Consider the following 15,619-nt stretch of genomic DNA (forward strand, 5'->3'; position numbering starts at 1 on the left):
CCCTCGCCCGACTGATCGGGTCTCGTATGTGAGCAACCTCGTCCGCCAACCTCTAATGCAGGTTTAAACTCGGGGGGCGTCTAACGCTTTATGGGGAGTTTCGACCGTGTTTCAAAAAACAGCGTAAACAGGTTATTGCCAAGGCACCCCCCGTGGTCGCAATTGATTCAACCTTTCTACAAAAGGTCCAACAGATTGTAGCTAATCCGCGCTAGGGTGCGCCTAACCTACGGATTCCCTAGGGGGACTGGCGATCATGTTCCTTTTGCGCTGCGCATTTTGGCTCACATTGGCCTTCATCATCATCGCCCCGAGCGCTGAATTGAGGGATCGCGCCACCGCGACTGCAACACAGGCTGTCGCTGTCGGCACCGCCCAAATCGCCAAGGGCGTAGAATCAATTCCCTGCGATTCTTGGGAATGCGTCACAGGCAAAGCCGTCGCCACTGTCGCTCTGAACTCAGTGGTGCCGCCCCTGCCCGAAGAGCTGCCGGCGGCCGGCAAGCTCGTCACCGTCACCATGCCCGTTCCGCGCCCCGCCGATCTCATCTAATCTCGACAAGAGGCTCTGGCGCTCTCGCACACCATCTCTTAGATAGTGCTTTATGACCCAGCCTCAAAAATTCCAGGAAATCGCCGAGAACCTGTCTTTCCTAGACGATTGGGAAGACCAGTTCGAATATATCATCGAGCTCGGCAAGGCCCTCCCCAAACTCTCTGACGCCCAGCGTGTGCCCGAGAATAAGGTCAGCGGTTGCGTTGCCCAGGTCTGGCTCGCCGTCGAGCAGACCCCGTCCGATGCTGGCCCGGTGTTCCACATCAAGGGCGAAAGCGACGCCATGATCGTTCAGGGCCTCGTCGCTGTGCTGCTCGCTCTTTATTCCGATCGCCCGGCTTCGGAGATCGCGGCCACCGACGCTATGGCTATCTTTGACGAGATGGGCCTGCGTGAGCATCTCACCACCCAGCGCAGCAATGGCCTAATCTCAATGGTCAATCGCATTCGCGCGCAGGCGCAAGCCGCCTAAGTCGCCAAACCGCCGAAGCCGCTACGCCAGCGGCTTTTCGGCGAACTCACACGCAATCGCCGCATCTGCGCGTCGCGTACTAGGTTGAATTGCCCCTTAACGCCTCAGTCCGCGAACATCGCGGGCCGCTCAGGCAACCAGCCCGTCACCCCCTGCCCCTCTCCAACCGCCCGCGCATTGATCCCCCAGCGCTCCGCTAGGTGCTCAAGCGCGATCCGCAGCACCAGCTTCGCGCCCCGTCGCGGCCATTGCCTCTGCGTTTCAATATCTTGCAGCCCGAGCTGATAGAAGCAAACATCGCTAAGCACCGCCCAGCAGTCCCGCGGGAGTGTTTGCGCCAGCCGGTTCAACTGTGCCCGCGCTTCGGCCGCACTCAGCGCCATATCTCCTTGCGGCGCACCGCCTGCTTTATTGCCAATGCGCGTCGGGTCATAAGACATGGTCACCCGCTGATTGAGACGCGCTCTCCAAAACAGCGCAGTCAACCGCCGCGCCGCCTCCAAATGATGGTCGAGTAAAAACATGTGCGGGCCGCTGCCCTTGGCAAGCCGAAGGATCGGGTCAGGCAGAGCCCCGCTCATGCCCCGGCCCCTTCAATCAAGCTTTCCAGCCGAAAGACTTCCGTTTCGAAAGCGGGATCATCGCGCATATCTTCGATTAAAGCGCAGGCATACGAGACAGTGGTCCTATCCCGCCCAAATGCTGCCCCCACGGCGGTCAAGGTAAGGCCGAGGCACACATGGCACAGATACATCGCCAGTTGCCGCGCAAATGCAGTTTCAGCTCGACAACGGGATTTGTTTATTAGCAGTCGAATAGGTGTGCGCTTCTCGCGAGCGACCAGTTCAACGATGCGCCTTACAGAAAGATCGCGTGGCGCGATGTGAACTAAGTTATGTGCCCGATCCGAAGCAGATACGCTCAATGAGTGCATGATTAGCTTCCGATAACTACTAGGACGATAGTCCTAATAATCCAGCAAAGCTAGCGAGCGGGGATAAGTTCGGCAAAAGAGAGTAAATTACAAAAGGAAATGGCCACCCCAAAGGAGCGGCCATTTACAGAATTCTTATTTCAGGACAGTAACTTAAGCCTTGCGGCCCAGACCGTTGTCCTTCGCCAGCTTCGAGCGTGTTGCCGAATAGCTTGGAGCGACCATTGGGTAGTCTGCAGGCAGGCCCCACTTTTCGCGGTATTCTTCTGGCGACAAGTTGTAGTGGGTGCGCAGGTGGCGCTTCAGCGACTTAAACTTCTTACCGTCTTCGAGGCAGATGATGTAGTCGTTGTTAACAGACTTGCGAACAGGAACAGCTGGCTTGAGCTCTTCAACCTGAACAGCAGGTTCGTTGGTGCGCAGTGTACGCAGAGCATTGTGAACATCAGAAATTAGACGCGGCAGATCACCGGGGCTAACAGCATTGTGGCTCACGTATGCAGAGACGATTTCGGTGCTGAGTTCAACCAAGTCAGATTCAGCACTGACGAACGAGCCGGTATCGTCGTTCATTTTTCAACCTTTCGATTATTTTTCTATTTGGACGGTGTCAGGGGCAGACCCGTCATACTTCACCTGTTAAAACCGTTTACTAGCTAGCGCAACCCCCGCAAGCAGCAGGAAGATGAACGTATTGTCGCGTTTTATCGATCCTGAGATTTTTCGCGCGCTGAGCCAAATTCATCGAGTATCGTGTTTTTATTTGGACTGTGACCGGCAAAGTAGCTGGCACGCGCCAATAAATGCGCTGACACCGGAGTGGTCAGCAGTAAGAAACTAATTCCAATAAAGGCCCGCAATGAGACTGCGACGTCTTGACTTAAAAAAGCAACGGCCAGCAACACCAAACCGCCACCGACCGCACCTGCTTTAGACGCCGCGTGCATTCTTGTATAAAGATCGGGAAGACGCAAGACGCCAACAGCGGCTAAAAAGGAAAATGCCGCACCACAAACAAGAACAATACATCCAAAATATATTAGAAGCTGAGACAGCATCATTCAACTTCCTGTCCACTAAGTGATTTCTGCCCCGCTTTAATCAGGATGTATCGCGCCAGAGCAATAGTGGCGAGAAAGCCTAAAAGCGCGACCGCGATAGCTATATCCAAATACAGCATCAGCCCGGTCCGAACAGCCACTGCGGCAATCAAGCCCATCGCAATAACTGTGAGTAAATCGAGCGCCAACACGCGATCGCCCAGTGTTGGCCCAATAATGATACGGACAACAGACAAGAGCAACGCCATAGACAGTAACGTCAGCGCGATCAGACTTGCCCAATCAAGTGCGATTTCGGGTGTCACTGAAACACCTCCTTGACCTGTTTCTCAAAGCCATTGGAAATTTCAGCGATGAGCGCGTCCCGGCTTTCGAGGCTAATCGTGTGGACGTAGAGAAACTTCTTGTCCTCTGAAACATCAACACTCAGTGTTCCGGGCGTCAGCGTCACGAGATTGGCTAGGATTGTAATCTCAGCCTCAGATTTCACAGTCAGCGGCACTTTTACAAAGGCCGGACGAATGACTTTGTGCATGTCAGGCCGCATCACCAGTACGGCCACCTTCACAGCGCTCGCCATAAGCTCATAGGCAAAGCTCCCGGCCAGCCGAGCGATGCGCATCGCCCGCTTGCTCACCCCAGGGCTGAACAAGTTCTGTCGCAGCAACAGCACCGCCACCAGTCCGATCACCGCGCCGAACAGCAGATTGGCGAGAGAGAAATTGCCATTTATCCCGGCCCAGAGCAGGGCCATGACAATAATTGTGGCGACAGTACTCATTTCCCGTCCTCCGCCAGATTGGTGGCTGCAATATAGCGGCTTGGGTCAACAATGTCGGCCGCGCCCTGCTTGATATTGGCCATCAAAGGGCCCGGCCACAGGCCCAGCACGATGATCGCCACGGTAAGACCGCCCACCGCGCCGAGGCCAATCTGCCCGCGCTTCCCGAGCGGCAGCACCGTGCTGCTCACATGCTCTGATGTGTCACCCTCCGGTCCATTGCGCCAGAACACATGGGCCCAGAGGCGCGTCCCAGCGATCAGGGTCAGCACGGCATTGATCAACAGCGACCACAGCAACCAATTGCCCACCCAGCTCCCCTCGCCCGCAACGCCATCCGCAAAGCTGGCTTCCAGAAGCAGAAGTTTTGGCCAGAACCCAAGAAACGGCGGCACGCCCGCTGCGGCCAGCACCAGAACAAGAAACAACACCGAAAGTGGCGCATGCTTGGCATAAAGCCCGCCCATTTTGCGCGTATTGGTCTGCCCCGTCACTTTCTCGATCAGGCCAACCACCATGTAGAGTGCGGTCATCGTCAAAATAGCGTGGACGATATAGAGGCCCGACCCGGCCAAACCCGTCTCGCTGGGAATAGCTAGGCCGACCATGGCTGCGCCAATCCCACCGATAACGAAAAAGCCAATAGCCCGCCGCAGATTGGTTTCGGCAATCGCCCCGAGCGGAGCCACCAGCAGCGTTCCAATGACCAGAACGGCAATAACTGGCTCGAGCAGCTCGCGGCTCCCCGGCAACACGGCCACTAGCGAGCGAATGAGCGCATAGACGCCAATCTTGGTGAGGAGCCCAGCAAACAGCGCCGACACGGCTGGCGCTGGCGTATGATAAGACGCCGGAAGCCAGGCATTGACCGGAAACGCTGCCGCCTTCATGCCGAAGGCCAAGAGCAGCAGCGCAGCGATACCCGCCATAGCCGCCGGGTTCGCGCTCGGCGCCAGCAGCAAAATATCGGCCATATTGAGCGTCCCAACCGAACCATAGGTCAGGCCGAGTGAGAGCAGAAACAGCGTTGTCGCAAGGAAGTTCAGAAAGCCGTATTTAATCGCTCCATCGAGCTGAAGTGGACGCGATCCCTGCACCAAAAGGCCGAAGGACGCGATCAGCATCACTTCAAACCAGACATAGAGATTGAAGAGGTCGCCGGTGAGGAACGCCCCCGTCACACCGGCCAGCAACAGCAGCACCTGCGAATGGAACGCGTCCTTACTGTCCGCTTCCCCGCGGTCGGCCTCTGCATAAATCAGCACCACGAAGGTGACGATGGAAGCGACCAGCGCGAAAGTCGCGCCAAACAGATCTGCCGTCAGAGCAATCCCGAAAGGCGGGAACCACTTGCCCATAGTCATGCTCGCCGGCCCATTGGCCACAACGTCGAGCAGAAGTTGCACTTCGCAGGCGATGATCACGCCGACGATGATCAGCGCGCCAATCAGCGGCGCCTTATTGATCTGACGCAGCGCCAATAGCGCAGCCGCGCCCATCAGTGCCAGAGCGACGGGCAGCACCAAGACCCAATCGGCCAGTGGCGTCGCCATTTCGATCATTGCACCGGTGGTATCGACAGGAGAGGAAGAAGGACTTGCCATCGGATCAATAGCTCAGCGGCGGCTGCGGAGCGTCTTTCGGCTCGGCGAGACGCATGGTGTCAGTATTGTCGGCATCAAGGCTCTGATAGGCGCGGAACGCCAACACCAGCAGAAACGCGAACATCGAAAAACCGATAACGATAGCCGTCAGGATCAGCGCTTGCGGCAATGGATTGGCGATCACGCCCTCCGGCACGCTCTGTCCCCAAGGCACAATCGGCGCGACTTCGCGGGTCACACGACCACTGGTAAAAATCAGCAAATTGACGCCATTGCCGAAAATGGTCATGCCGATCAGCATCCGGATCACCGAACGCGACAACAGCAGATAGACCCCCAGCGCGATGAAAAGACCAACGAGGCCCGCAAGAATATAGTCCATTTTACAGGTCCTCCTCACGGTCGCTTTCAAGGGAAAGCGAAATGGCCGAGATCGTGCCGAAGACGACGAGATAAACGCCAATATCAAAGAACATCGGCGTCGATAGCGCCACCTCATTGCCGCCCACGCTCATGAACCACCAGATAGAGGTCATGAACGGCGCATCGATAAAGACGCTCAATAGGCCCGAGGCCCCTGCCAGCAGCACGCCGATCCCGGCGAAGGCCAGCGGATCAAGCCGCAGGGCTTTGCGCACGGTCGGCACGCCCACGGCCATGCCGTAAACGGCAATGGCGGACGCCGCGATCAACCCACCGATAAAGCCCCCGCCCGGCTCATTGTGCCCACGCAGGCAAATGTACCAGGAGAAGACCAACATGGTCGCCACGATCAGCGGTGCCAGCGTACGGAAAATGACGGTGTTCATGGCGTCACCTTCTTGGCTTTACGCGGCGCTCGAGTCTTCTTCGCCACAGGCTCTTTCTTGGGGCGACGCAGCAGCGCCAGAATGGCCATGCCTGCGCCCATCACCACGGCGATCTCACCCAGGGTATCAAAGCCGCGATAGTCGACGAGAATGACGTTGACGATGTTATGGCCATGGGCAATCGGCACGCTGGTCTGGATAAAGAAGTCCGACAGGCGCGTGTTCAACTCGCCATTGAGCACCAGCATCAAGAGAAGGCTCACCCCTGCCCCGCAAATGATGGCAATTGTGCCGTCGCGCGCCCAGTCTTCAAATGGTCGATGGTCCTTCACATCAAGCCGCAGACGGCTCATGACAAAGGTCAGCACCACCACCGACAGCACTTCCACCATCAGCTGGGTGAACGCCAAATCCGGCGCGCCAAAGATCAGGAAGATCAGCGCAACCGACGTGCCCTGCACGCCCAGCGCCAGAATGGCCACGAGGCGCGTCGGAGCGCACAGCACTGCCACCAGCCCGATAATCGCCGTGATGAAGATCGCCCACTCGTAAAAATGGAGGCTCGGCAGCACGAGGCGCAGGCTCCAGTCACCCAAGTCACGGGTCGGCACCAGCCAGTCGAACCCGCCCCAAGCCAGCATCGGCCCAAACAAGGCTAGCCCCAAGGCGCAGAATACGACGACGAGATAGATCTCCAGCTTGCCGTGATGCAGGGTTTGCGTCACCCGCGCCGAAAAGCGAATGAGGCCGAACATGACACGATCGAACACAGTGTCTGCCGTCCAGCCAATCGCCGAGTCAAATTTGCGAAGCACACTGCGCAAACTGTTCGCTTGCAGATAAGTGGCCACACCAACGGCCCAAGTGGCAATCGAGAGCCAGATCAGCGGCGAGGTGACATCAATCGCCAAAGACAAATGGCTGTCTACTGCACTGCCAAAAATTGCGCTCGCCGCTGGCTCCAGAATATTGGCACCAACAAAGCCCGGCATCGCACCAAGCAGCACACCAATCACGCCGAGCAAAACCGGCCCGACCAGCATAGCAATCGGAGCCTCGTGCGCATGCTTGGGGGTATCGATCTGTGGCCCCATGAATGGCTTGATCATCACGATCATCGCCACACCCGCCAAGAGCCCATTGCCAATTACCAGCACCGCCAGCGTCAGCAAAACTGTCCACTCGCCAGAGAGGAGCCCCGCATACATTTCTTCCTTAGCGAAATAGCCAAGGGTGAGCGGCAGGCCGATCATCGAGAGAGCGCCGAGCACAGCGCCCGCAAAAGTCACAGGCATTGCCTTGCGCAGTCCACCGAGGGCGGTGATCTCGCGCGTGCCGGTTTCATGATCCACCGCGCCCGCGACCATAAAGAGGCCCGCTTTGTAGCAGGCATGCGCCACGAAATAGACGGCGACACCGGCCACGGCATAGCTCGAGCCAAGCCCCAACAGCAGCACCAGCACACCCAGCGAGGCGATGGTGGTTTGCGCCAGTATCTGCTTGAGATCGGTTTGCTTGATCGCGCCGAGCGCGCCCCACAGCAGGGTTATACCACCAAAAATGGTGAGAATACTCGTCCACTCCGCTGTCCCGCCAAGGCTCGGGGTCATGCGAGCGAGAAGATATACCCCCGCCTGCACCATGGTGGCAGAATGGAGGAAAGCCGACACCGGCGTTGGCGCTTCCATGGCGTTGGGCAACCAGAAGTGCAGCGGAAACTGCGCACTCTTGGTAAAGGCCGCCCCGAGGAAGCACAGCAGAACGACAAGATAGAGCGAATGCTCGCGCAGGACATCACCCATGCCACGCACCGCGCTCATCTCCCAGGTGCCAGTGAGCACATAAACGAGGATCGCCCCGGCGAGCAGGCACATGCCGCCGACATTGGTGATCACCAGGGCCTGAATTGCCGCCCGCCGCGCCGCCTGGCGCTTATGATCAAACCCAATCAGCAGGAAGGAGGTGATCGAGGTCAGCTCCCAGAAAACGAATAGCCCAAGCAGGCTATCGGCCAAGACGAGGCCCAGCATGGCGCCCATAAAGGCCAGCATAAAGCCAATAAAACGCCCCTGATGTTCATGTCCCTTGAGGTAAGCGCTGGCATAGAGAATAATGAGCGTTCCAATGCCCGAAATGGTCAGCGCAAAGACCAGCGCCAGACCATCGACAAAAAAGCTCAAACCAATCCCATAGGCCGGAATCCAGTCCAGCGAGGTGGCAATTGTTTCGCCACTAACCACCGCTGGCGCAAAGCCGATCAAATAGTAAAAGATCGCGGCCGGGACGAGAGCGAGAGCCAAACCACTAATTTGACCGAACAACCGCCCGAGCAGCGGCGCGAATACCGCTGCAACAAAAGGCGCGATCGCGGCCATACCAATATAGTCTTGAGTATCGAGCTCCAAGCGGACCGCCTCTTATAAAAGGGTTCGATTCTTACTGCGCGCGAGATTCGGACCTTAAAGAATGACTGGACTGTCACAAGCAAAATCCGTCCCCGCCGGTACGCCAGTTTCGTTTTTCAACGTATTCCGGGCTGGCAAAACCCGACGGGGCGTCCTATCTCCATGTCACTTCACCTGCATGTCATCGCAGGCCCATTGGAGAGATCATGACTGAGCTCACACCGCCCGTCGCCAAGCGCGTTTTCCATAGCCACACGCATCACGGTGTCACCGTTGAAGACCATTACGCGTGGCTTCGCGCTCAAAACTGGCAGGCGGTGATGCAGGACCCATCGGCACTCGACGGTGAAATCCGCACCTATCTCGACGCCGAAAATGCTTATTATGAAGCCCACTTCGGCAAGCCGACAGAGGCGCTGCGCGATAAAATCTTCAAGGAAATCAGAGGCCGTATCAAGGAAGACGATAGCGGCGTCCCGTCTCCAGATGGTCCTTATGCCTACAACACCCGCATGCTTGAGGGTAAGCAGTATCCGCTGATCGTCCGCACCCCGCGTGAAGGTGGCGAAGAAACAATCCTGCTCGATTGCAATGCTGAAGCTGGTGAAGGTTACTTCGGTTTTGCCGGCGCATCGCACGACAATACCCACAGCGTTCTCGCTTGGGCCGCGGACCGCGCGGGCTCGGAATATTACGATATCGTTCTGCGCGACATCGCCACTGGCAATGACCGCGACGAGGTCATCAAAGACACTGCTGGCGGCTTTGTTTGGAGCAATGACAGCTCCTCGATTTACTACGTCGAATACGACGATAACCACCGCCCCTTCCGCGTCCGCCAGCACATCATCGGCACGGCGCAGGACAGCGACGCAGTGATCTATGAAGAAGAAGATCCGGGCTTTTTCGTCGGCATCGACAAGACCCTCTCGGAAAAATTCCTCATCATCGACGCCCATGATCACCAGACCAGCGAAGTCTATCTGATCGACGCGGAAAACGGCGGGGACCCAATCCTCGTCGCGCCGCGCGTGGTTGGACGTGAATATGAAGTCGATGAACGCGATGGTCTGCTCTACATCCGCACCAATGCGGACGGGGCCGAAGACTATAAAATCGTTACCGTTTCTGCCGACGCCCCGGCGCCAGAAAACTGGACCGATCTCGTCCTCCATAAGGAAGGCGTTCTCGTCCTCGACGTCGCCCTTCTCAAAAACTACATGCTCCGCCTTGAGCGTGAAGATGGCCTGCCGCGCATCGTCTCCCGCGATCTGCGCACGGGCAAGGAAGAGATCGTCGGCTTTGATGAAGACGCCTATTCGCTCGGCATGGCGACGGGCTACGAGTTCGACACCGCCGTCTTCCGCCTCTCCTATTCTTCCCCAACGACACCGCAGCAGCTCTTTGACGTAAACCTCGAAACGGGCGAGCGCACGCTCCTCAAGACGCAGGAAGTCCCCTCGGGCCATAACCCGGAATACTATGAAACCAAGCGTCTTTTCGCCAAGGCTGCCGACGGCGAAGAGGTTCCTGTTACCCTGCTCTACCGCAAGGGCCTCAAGCTCGACGGCTCCAACCCAGTGCTGCTCTACGGCTATGGCGCCTATGGCATGTCCATGCCTGCGGCCTTCTCGGTTTCAAAACTTTCGCTGGTCGATCGCGGTTTTGTCTATGCCATTGCCCACATCCGTGGCGGCATGGAAAAGGGCTATCGCTGGTATCGCCTCGGCAAGACTGCACACAAGACCAACACCTTTGGTGACTTCATCGCCTCCGCAGAAATGTTGATCGGTGAGGGCTATACCTCAGCGGGCAAGATCGTCACCGAAGGTGGCTCCGCTGGCGGCATGCTGATGGGTGCCATCGCCAACATGCGCCCGGACCTTTGGGCAGGCGTCATCGCCAACGTGCCCTTCGTCGACGTTCTCAATACCATGCTCGACTACACGCTCCCCCTCACCCCGCCGGAATGGCCAGAGTGGGGCAATCCAATCGAGTCCGAAGACGACTACACGCGCATTGCGTCCTACGCGCCCTATGAGAACGTCGCCGCGCAGGAATACCCGCCGCTCTTTGCGCTCGCCGGTCTCACCGACCCACGCGTGACCTATTGGGAACCAGCCAAATGGGTCGCCAAATTGCGCGCAACCAAGCTGGGCGATGCACCATTGTATCTCAAGACCAATATGGGGGCAGGACATGGTGGCGCCTCTGGGCGTTTCGAACGCTTCAAAGAGACCGCCGAGTGCTATGCCTTTGCGATTAAGTCGGTCGGAATGGACGAATAGTCTATTTCACAACATTGTTGTGCCGCTTCAGGCTGATATAAGGTCAGTCGAAATTCGGCGTCGCCATCGGATTACGATTACACTCAACGGAGGCTTTTATGACCACCAAGTTCACCCTGCCGCCACTGCCTTACGCATACGACGCTTTGGGCCCGTACATGTCGGCAGAGACGCTTGAGTTCCACCACGACAAGCATCACCAAGCTTATGTCACCAACGGCGAAAAGCTGCTGGAAGGTTCGGGTCTGGAAATCCTGCCACTAGAAGACATCGTTCGTGAAAGCTTCGGCAAGAACGCAGGTCTGTTCAACAACGCTGGCCAGCACTACAACCACGTTCACTTCTGGAACTGGATGAAGCCAAACGGCGGCGGCAACAAGCTCCCAGGCAAGCTGCAGGCAGCAATCGACAGCGACCTCGGTGGCTTCGACAAGTTCCGCGCAGACTTCCTCGCTGCTGGCACCACCCAGTTCGGTTCGGGCTGGGCATGGCTGTCCTTCAAGGACGGCAAGCTGGAAGTAACCAAGACTGCCAATGGTGAATCGCCACTCGTACACGGCGGCAAGCCACTGCTCGGCGTCGACGTTTGGGAACACTCCTATTACATCGACTACCGCAACGCGCGTCCAAAGTACCTCGAAGCTTGGTTCGACAACCTGGTGAACTGGGAACACGTAGAAAAGATGTTCGAAGAAGCCACTGCCTAAGCCATTACTCTGAAAAGAGTTTTTGCGCGAACCCGTCGATCTTCGGATCGGCGGGTTTTTCTTTATCTACAGCCAATCCTTTAACTTATGCCCGCGCTGCTTCTTTGCCTCATCCTCGCGTGTTAACAATGCATTAACGCAAGAAGGAATCGTTCTTGGTCGCTCGAGGCAAGACAGTCGCTGTATTGGCCGCCACCCCCGCACTTACCGCTGTTTTGGCGATGGTGTTGGCCGGTGACTCGCGCCTGCGCGTCCGCACATTCGAAAGCGACATTGAGCTGTTCGCCTATATGCGCATTGCCCCGCTTGATCTGCTGGTGGTGGATTTTGACCGTGATGGTCGCCCGGCCTATGAAATGGTGGAGGCCATTCGCCTCGACCCAAGCTTTGTCAACCGCGATCTGCCGGTCATCGCCCTCACCCGCCGCATTACCCCCGACACGCGCGAGCAGTCGGTCTCAGCAGGGATTGATGAGGTCGTGGTTAAGCCCATGTCGCCCCGGCACCTGCTACAACGCGTTCAGCAGCGCCTGCTCAAGCACGACGTCGTTGGCACGGTTGACTTCGGCTATTTTGGCCCCGACCGCCGCGGCATTCTACCCGAGCCAGACGTGCACCCGACCCGTCGTTTCAACGACAATATTGTGCCCTTCGTGCCCCGTTTGAGCCCCGAAGCCCCGCAGCCGACAGTATAAAGCTGGGCTAATACCGCGAAGATTGGTGACATCCCACATCTTCCAGTCACCTTCTCAGCTGCACACATTCCTAACTGCACCAACTGTCGTTTTTTCGTTGATTAACAACACTTAGAACACTATTTCTGGCAGCATTGCTGCCGTCACGTCCTGAGATATTAGATGCATTTTACCCGCCTTGCCTTTGCCACACTGCTCGCCTCTAGCGCTATCATCGGCACAGCGCATGCAGTTATCCCGACATCAGCAACCGTCACGCTCAATTCAGGCTCCTGCGCCACAGGTCAAATCAGCCTAGCCGTCTCAGCCGAGCTGGGGGCGCTTAACAGCGACTACAGCATCTATTTGGTCGACAGCAGCAATAAGATCCTGCGCTCCATAGATGACACCGCCCAGTATCAGTCCACCAAATGGGTCGCCTTCTATCTGCAGGCCCCATTCTCGACCGCGCCCCTCACCCTGTACTTGCAGGATCGAACAACCGAAAAAACCCGCTATTCCATGGGCCATACCTTGCCCACCTCGCTAGCCACCATGGAAACGCTCAACACGTTCACGCTCAGTACACTCGACAGCACTTGTGCGGTCGAACAGGCGGGTGTTGGCGCGCGTCAACAGGCCAAGCAAAGCTTTCTCACCGATCGCACCAACCTGCTCGGCAATTCCATCCGTCCGACTGGTCAGCGTATTTCGCGTCTCAATGGTCAGCGTAGTGGTTCGGGCATGAATGGCGGCGACGTGCTCAATTACGTCTCTTCCTTCGCCGCCACCGGCAGTCTGCCGATCTCTGCCTCGCTCTCTGCCATTGCCGATGTCGATCAATCCGGCGCGCTGCGCACAAGCCCATATGACGTCTGGCTGGAGGGCACGTTCTCGCTGCTTGAAGCTGGTGGGCAAAACGGTCGTGCGACCTCAGCCACCATTGGCGCGGACTACCTCCTCACCCCTGATGTTCTCGTCGGTGGTTTTGTCAGCATCGACCGCTTGGACAATTTTGAAACCGCCGCCGACACCTTCTCTGGCACCGGTTGGATGGCAGGTCCTTATCTCACCGCCCGTTTGACCGACCAGCTTTATCTTGATCTCACCGCAGGCGCGGGCACGGCCGCCAACAAGAAGCGCAATTCTTCCGGCGAGGACAATTTCAATTCCACCCGCGCCTATCTCAACGCCACTTTGGAAGGCCAGTTCGGCGAGGAAGCCATTCGCTTCACGCCACGCCTAGGCCTCAACTATGCCGGTGAATGGGCTGCTGGCTACACCGACCATAACGGCGCTTGGACCGATGCTACCTCAAGCACTTCAGGCAGCGTCTTTGCCGGCCCCGGCGTCACTTTCACCGCTCATGATAGCGACATCACTCGCTCCCTAACCTTACGCGCCGATGCCAACACCACTCTCGGGGATGGGGCACAGCTCACCGCGGCTCTGGAAGCTGCTGTTCAACTCGGCTTTGCCAATGGCGTTGATCTGTCCGCCCGCGCCAATTGGGCAGGCATTGGTACCAGCGCCAAAACGCTGAGCCTCTTGCTCAAAGCCAGCGCCGGTTTCTAAGCTCCAATATCCCCGCTTCGGCGGGGATATCTTTGCTGTTTCTTAACCATGAGATTGCTCGGCAAACACGGCTCTGTTAGCGCTGACAGCACGTCCAAGCTGCATCTCGCAGTGTTATTCTGAGCGCCCTATGTCCTTTACCCGCCTCGCCTTTCTCGCTTTCTCACTCACTGCAACTGTCACAACCTCTGCCTATGCAGCAGCCTATAGCCACGAAGATTTCGGCTCTTCGGTAGAGACCTTTGCAGCGGGCCATGCGGACATTCTGGGTGCAAGCCTGATCTCGTCGCAGCAGCGCCTCGCGCGCCTCGTCGGCGGCTCCACCGACACCGGCCTGACCCAGGGTGAGATGCTCAGCTACATCGCATCCACCTCCCCAAGCGCTGCCGCAACTGCTGCTGCCGTGCAGGCCGCGACACCGAGCTACAACCCGTTCGCTGCTTGGGTCGATGGATCGTTCAGCTATCTCGAAAGCAATAAGGGCTCCGGTCGTGCCGTTCTGGGCGCTGCCGGTGTCGATTACCGCGTGAATTCATCCCTTCTCGTGGGTGCATTCGTGTCGCTCGACAAGCTGAACGAGTTCAAGACCGAGTATGGAACCGTCGACGGCTATGGCGTGATGGTCGGCCCATATATAACCGCCCGCCTGACTGAGCAGCTCTCGCTCGATGTTACTGCGGCTGTTGGCGCTGCCAAGTATACCAGCCAAGTGCCATTTGGCGGTCTCGAGGCGACCACCGATGCAACACGTGCTTACTTCAATGCCACGCTCAACGGCGTTTTTGGCGAGGACAGCATTCGCTTTACGCCGCGCGCGGGCCTGACCCACGCCGCTGAATGGACCAATGGCTACACCGACGGTGGCTACGTCGCGGGCGAAACCTATTCCAAGACTGTCGTCTTCGCCGGTCCCGGCGTGACCCTCGCCCACACGGCTGATGGCATCACCAGCTCGGCAAGCTTGAATGCCGACCTCAAGTCGACCCTGGGCGACAAGGCTCAGCTGTCGGGCGCCATTGAAGCTGCGACCAAGTTTGAATTCTCCAACGGCTTGGGTCTCGGTGCTAGCGCCAGCTATTCGGGCATCGGCACTTCAGACCGCTCCCTGAGCCTCTCGCTCAAGGCCAGCGCCAGCTTCTAAGCCACTTGCGCGCTAACAAACCAAAAGCCCCGCATAGCTTTCCTATGCGGGGCTTTTTAACGACGAGCGAAAGGGTTCTACCGGCGCTGTTCCACCGCCCAGACGGTCTTCCCCCACAAGTCTTCGACCGTTTCCGCGAACTGAATATTGCGGTCGAAATTATTGACCGAATGAGACAGAACGTCATTGGCAAAGCCGCGGATCACCTCAAAGGCCCGATGGTGATTGAGCATGATTACCGGGCGATTGTGCTGGCTCGACCAGGCCCCAAACAGCGCAAGGCCAGAGCTGAGCGAGCCCGGCAGCGCGACCAGCGCTTGCGTCCGCTCCGCCAAAGCGGCATGGCGCGCACGCTGATCGGGAATGACGCTAATCGGCACATCAGCCAAGGCTGGTGGCAGTGTGACGCTAGCATCAGCCAACACTTCCACCACGCCCCCCGCAGCGCGCGCGGCGGTGATCAGCGGAACGGGCACAATGCCGTCTTCGGCCAGACAAATCAGCTTGGCGCCCTTCCGCGCAAAGACGAGACCAAATTCACTCATGATGGAGGCGCGCTGCGGATCGCCCGGACCACGATCGGAAGCAAAAACGGCAAGAGTAGGCGTCATA

The 15,619-nt window shown here is 57.8% G+C and carries 18 protein-coding genes; 7 read left to right on the forward strand and 11 right to left on the reverse strand.

Going from position 1 to position 15,619, the window contains the following annotated elements:
* Positions 1–256 precede the first annotated feature (256 nt).
* On the forward strand, positions 257–553 hold the full coding sequence (locus JHL21_RS07335; RefSeq protein WP_200212768.1) for a hypothetical protein: 297 nt from the start codon (positions 257–259) through the stop codon (positions 551–553).
* Positions 554–605: 52 nt separating this feature from the next.
* Positions 606–1,028, forward strand: a complete 423-nt coding sequence (locus JHL21_RS07340; protein WP_169194652.1) for a SufE family protein — start codon at positions 606–608, stop codon at positions 1,026–1,028.
* Positions 1,029–1,132: 104 nt separating this feature from the next.
* Here the strand turns inward: JHL21_RS07340 and JHL21_RS07345 are convergent, their stop codons facing one another.
* From JHL21_RS07345 to JHL21_RS07390, 10 genes are all read right to left on the reverse strand, one after another.
* Complete coding sequence (locus JHL21_RS07345; RefSeq protein WP_200212769.1) at positions 1,133–1,609, reverse strand: DUF6456 domain-containing protein; 477 nt, start codon at positions 1,607–1,609, stop codon at positions 1,133–1,135.
* Positions 1,606–1,962, reverse strand: a complete 357-nt coding sequence (locus tag JHL21_RS07350) for a helix-turn-helix domain-containing protein (RefSeq protein ID WP_200212770.1) — start codon at positions 1,960–1,962, stop codon at positions 1,606–1,608. The genes JHL21_RS07345 and JHL21_RS07350 overlap by 4 nt, the downstream gene beginning before the upstream one ends.
* 153 nt (positions 1,963–2,115) lie before the next feature.
* Positions 2,116–2,535: a MucR family transcriptional regulator gene (locus JHL21_RS07355; RefSeq protein ID WP_169194649.1), complete on the reverse strand. Its 420-nt coding sequence runs from the start codon at positions 2,533–2,535 to the stop codon at positions 2,116–2,118.
* Between the two features lie 131 nt (positions 2,536–2,666).
* Positions 2,667–3,020: a monovalent cation/H(+) antiporter subunit G gene (gene mnhG / locus JHL21_RS07360; protein WP_182395926.1), complete on the reverse strand. Its 354-nt coding sequence runs from the start codon at positions 3,018–3,020 to the stop codon at positions 2,667–2,669.
* Positions 3,020–3,271, reverse strand: coding sequence for a monovalent cation/H+ antiporter complex subunit F (locus JHL21_RS07365; protein WP_367948172.1), 252 nt, complete (start codon positions 3,269–3,271; stop codon positions 3,020–3,022). The genes mnhG and JHL21_RS07365 overlap by 1 nt, the downstream gene beginning before the upstream one ends.
* Positions 3,272–3,324: 53 nt before the next feature.
* Complete coding sequence (locus JHL21_RS07370) at positions 3,325–3,804, reverse strand: Na+/H+ antiporter subunit E (RefSeq protein ID WP_200212772.1); 480 nt, start codon at positions 3,802–3,804, stop codon at positions 3,325–3,327.
* Positions 3,801–5,408 carry a proton-conducting transporter membrane subunit gene (locus JHL21_RS07375; protein ID WP_200212773.1) on the reverse strand — a complete coding sequence of 536 codons (1,608 nt, stop codon included), beginning with the start codon at positions 5,406–5,408 and terminating at the stop codon, positions 3,801–3,803. The genes JHL21_RS07370 and JHL21_RS07375 overlap by 4 nt, the downstream gene beginning before the upstream one ends.
* A gap of 4 nt (positions 5,409–5,412) precedes the next feature.
* Entirely contained in the window at positions 5,413–5,790 is a 378-nt protein-coding gene (locus JHL21_RS07380) for a Na+/H+ antiporter subunit C (RefSeq protein WP_169194645.1), read from the reverse strand.
* A 1-nt stretch (position 5,791) separates the two neighbouring features.
* On the reverse strand, positions 5,792–6,217 hold the full coding sequence (locus tag JHL21_RS07385) for an MnhB domain-containing protein (protein ID WP_169194644.1): 426 nt from the start codon (positions 6,215–6,217) through the stop codon (positions 5,792–5,794).
* Positions 6,214–8,622 (reverse strand): putative monovalent cation/H+ antiporter subunit A, encoded by a 2,409-nt coding sequence (locus JHL21_RS07390; protein WP_367948166.1) that lies wholly within the window; start codon positions 8,620–8,622, stop codon positions 6,214–6,216. Before JHL21_RS07390 ends, JHL21_RS07385 begins: the two co-directional genes overlap by 4 nt.
* A 206-nt stretch (positions 8,623–8,828) precedes the next feature.
* On the opposite strand from JHL21_RS07390, the gene JHL21_RS07395 reads away from it, so the two are divergent.
* The 5 genes from JHL21_RS07395 (at position 8,829) to JHL21_RS07415 (ending at position 15,007) form a co-directional block, all read left to right on the forward strand.
* Positions 8,829–10,910 carry a S9 family peptidase gene (locus tag JHL21_RS07395; RefSeq protein WP_200212774.1) on the forward strand — a complete coding sequence of 694 codons (2,082 nt, stop codon included), beginning with the start codon at positions 8,829–8,831 and terminating at the stop codon, positions 10,908–10,910.
* 98 nt (positions 10,911–11,008) lie between these two features.
* Positions 11,009–11,617: a superoxide dismutase gene (locus JHL21_RS07400; RefSeq protein ID WP_200212775.1), complete on the forward strand. Its 609-nt coding sequence runs from the start codon at positions 11,009–11,011 to the stop codon at positions 11,615–11,617.
* 155 nt (positions 11,618–11,772) lie between these two features.
* Positions 11,773–12,312 carry a two-component system response regulator gene (locus tag JHL21_RS07405; protein ID WP_200212776.1) on the forward strand — a complete coding sequence of 180 codons (540 nt, stop codon included), beginning with the start codon at positions 11,773–11,775 and terminating at the stop codon, positions 12,310–12,312.
* 162 nt (positions 12,313–12,474) lie between these two features.
* Positions 12,475–13,866 (forward strand): autotransporter outer membrane beta-barrel domain-containing protein, encoded by a 1,392-nt coding sequence (locus JHL21_RS07410; RefSeq protein ID WP_200212778.1) that lies wholly within the window; start codon positions 12,475–12,477, stop codon positions 13,864–13,866.
* 130 nt (positions 13,867–13,996) lie between these two features.
* Positions 13,997–15,007 carry a hypothetical protein gene (locus JHL21_RS07415; protein ID WP_200212779.1) on the forward strand — a complete coding sequence of 337 codons (1,011 nt, stop codon included), beginning with the start codon at positions 13,997–13,999 and terminating at the stop codon, positions 15,005–15,007.
* Between the two features lie 77 nt (positions 15,008–15,084).
* On the opposite strand, the gene JHL21_RS07420 is transcribed toward JHL21_RS07415, so the two are convergent.
* Positions 15,085–15,618, reverse strand: coding sequence for a hypothetical protein (locus JHL21_RS07420; RefSeq protein WP_200212780.1), 534 nt, complete (start codon positions 15,616–15,618; stop codon positions 15,085–15,087).
* Between the last annotated feature and the right edge of the window lies 1 nt (position 15,619).

Origin of the sequence: Devosia sp. WQ 349K1, from assembly GCF_016595685.1 — a bacterium.
Taxonomy (GTDB): Bacteria; Pseudomonadota; Alphaproteobacteria; order Rhizobiales; family Devosiaceae; genus Devosia.

Bases quoted from the DNA above. Each gene is read 5' to 3' on its own strand.
- JHL21_RS07410 (WP_200212778.1), top strand. From the start codon at position 12,475: ATGCATTTTACCCGCCTTGCCTTTGCCACACTGCTCGCCTCTAGCGCT.
- JHL21_RS07340 (WP_169194652.1), top strand. From the start codon at position 606: ATGACCCAGCCTCAAAAATTCCAGGAAATCGCCGAGAACCTGTCTTTC.
- JHL21_RS07355 (WP_169194649.1), bottom strand. From the start codon at position 2,535: ATGAACGACGATACCGGCTCGTTCGTCAGTGCTGAATCTGACTTGGTT.
- JHL21_RS07380 (WP_169194645.1), bottom strand. From the start codon at position 5,790: ATGGACTATATTCTTGCGGGCCTCGTTGGTCTTTTCATCGCGCTGGGG.
- JHL21_RS07395 (WP_200212774.1), top strand. From the start codon at position 8,829: ATGACTGAGCTCACACCGCCCGTCGCCAAGCGCGTTTTCCATAGCCAC.
- JHL21_RS07370 (WP_200212772.1), bottom strand. From the start codon at position 3,804: ATGAGTACTGTCGCCACAATTATTGTCATGGCCCTGCTCTGGGCCGGG.
- JHL21_RS07335 (WP_200212768.1), top strand. From the start codon at position 257: ATGTTCCTTTTGCGCTGCGCATTTTGGCTCACATTGGCCTTCATCATC.
- JHL21_RS07350 (WP_200212770.1), bottom strand. From the start codon at position 1,962: ATGCACTCATTGAGCGTATCTGCTTCGGATCGGGCACATAACTTAGTT.
- JHL21_RS07375 (WP_200212773.1), bottom strand. From the start codon at position 5,408: ATGGCAAGTCCTTCTTCCTCTCCTGTCGATACCACCGGTGCAATGATC.
- JHL21_RS07420 (WP_200212780.1), bottom strand. From the start codon at position 15,618: ATGACGCCTACTCTTGCCGTTTTTGCTTCCGATCGTGGTCCGGGCGAT.
- JHL21_RS07365 (WP_367948172.1), bottom strand. From the start codon at position 3,271: ATGGCGTTGCTCTTGTCTGTTGTCCGTATCATTATTGGGCCAACACTG.
- JHL21_RS07415 (WP_200212779.1), top strand. From the start codon at position 13,997: ATGTCCTTTACCCGCCTCGCCTTTCTCGCTTTCTCACTCACTGCAACT.
- mnhG (WP_182395926.1), bottom strand. From the start codon at position 3,020: ATGCTGTCTCAGCTTCTAATATATTTTGGATGTATTGTTCTTGTTTGT.
- JHL21_RS07345 (WP_200212769.1), bottom strand. From the start codon at position 1,609: ATGAGCGGGGCTCTGCCTGACCCGATCCTTCGGCTTGCCAAGGGCAGC.
- JHL21_RS07400 (WP_200212775.1), top strand. From the start codon at position 11,009: ATGACCACCAAGTTCACCCTGCCGCCACTGCCTTACGCATACGACGCT.
- JHL21_RS07385 (WP_169194644.1), bottom strand. From the start codon at position 6,217: ATGAACACCGTCATTTTCCGTACGCTGGCACCGCTGATCGTGGCGACC.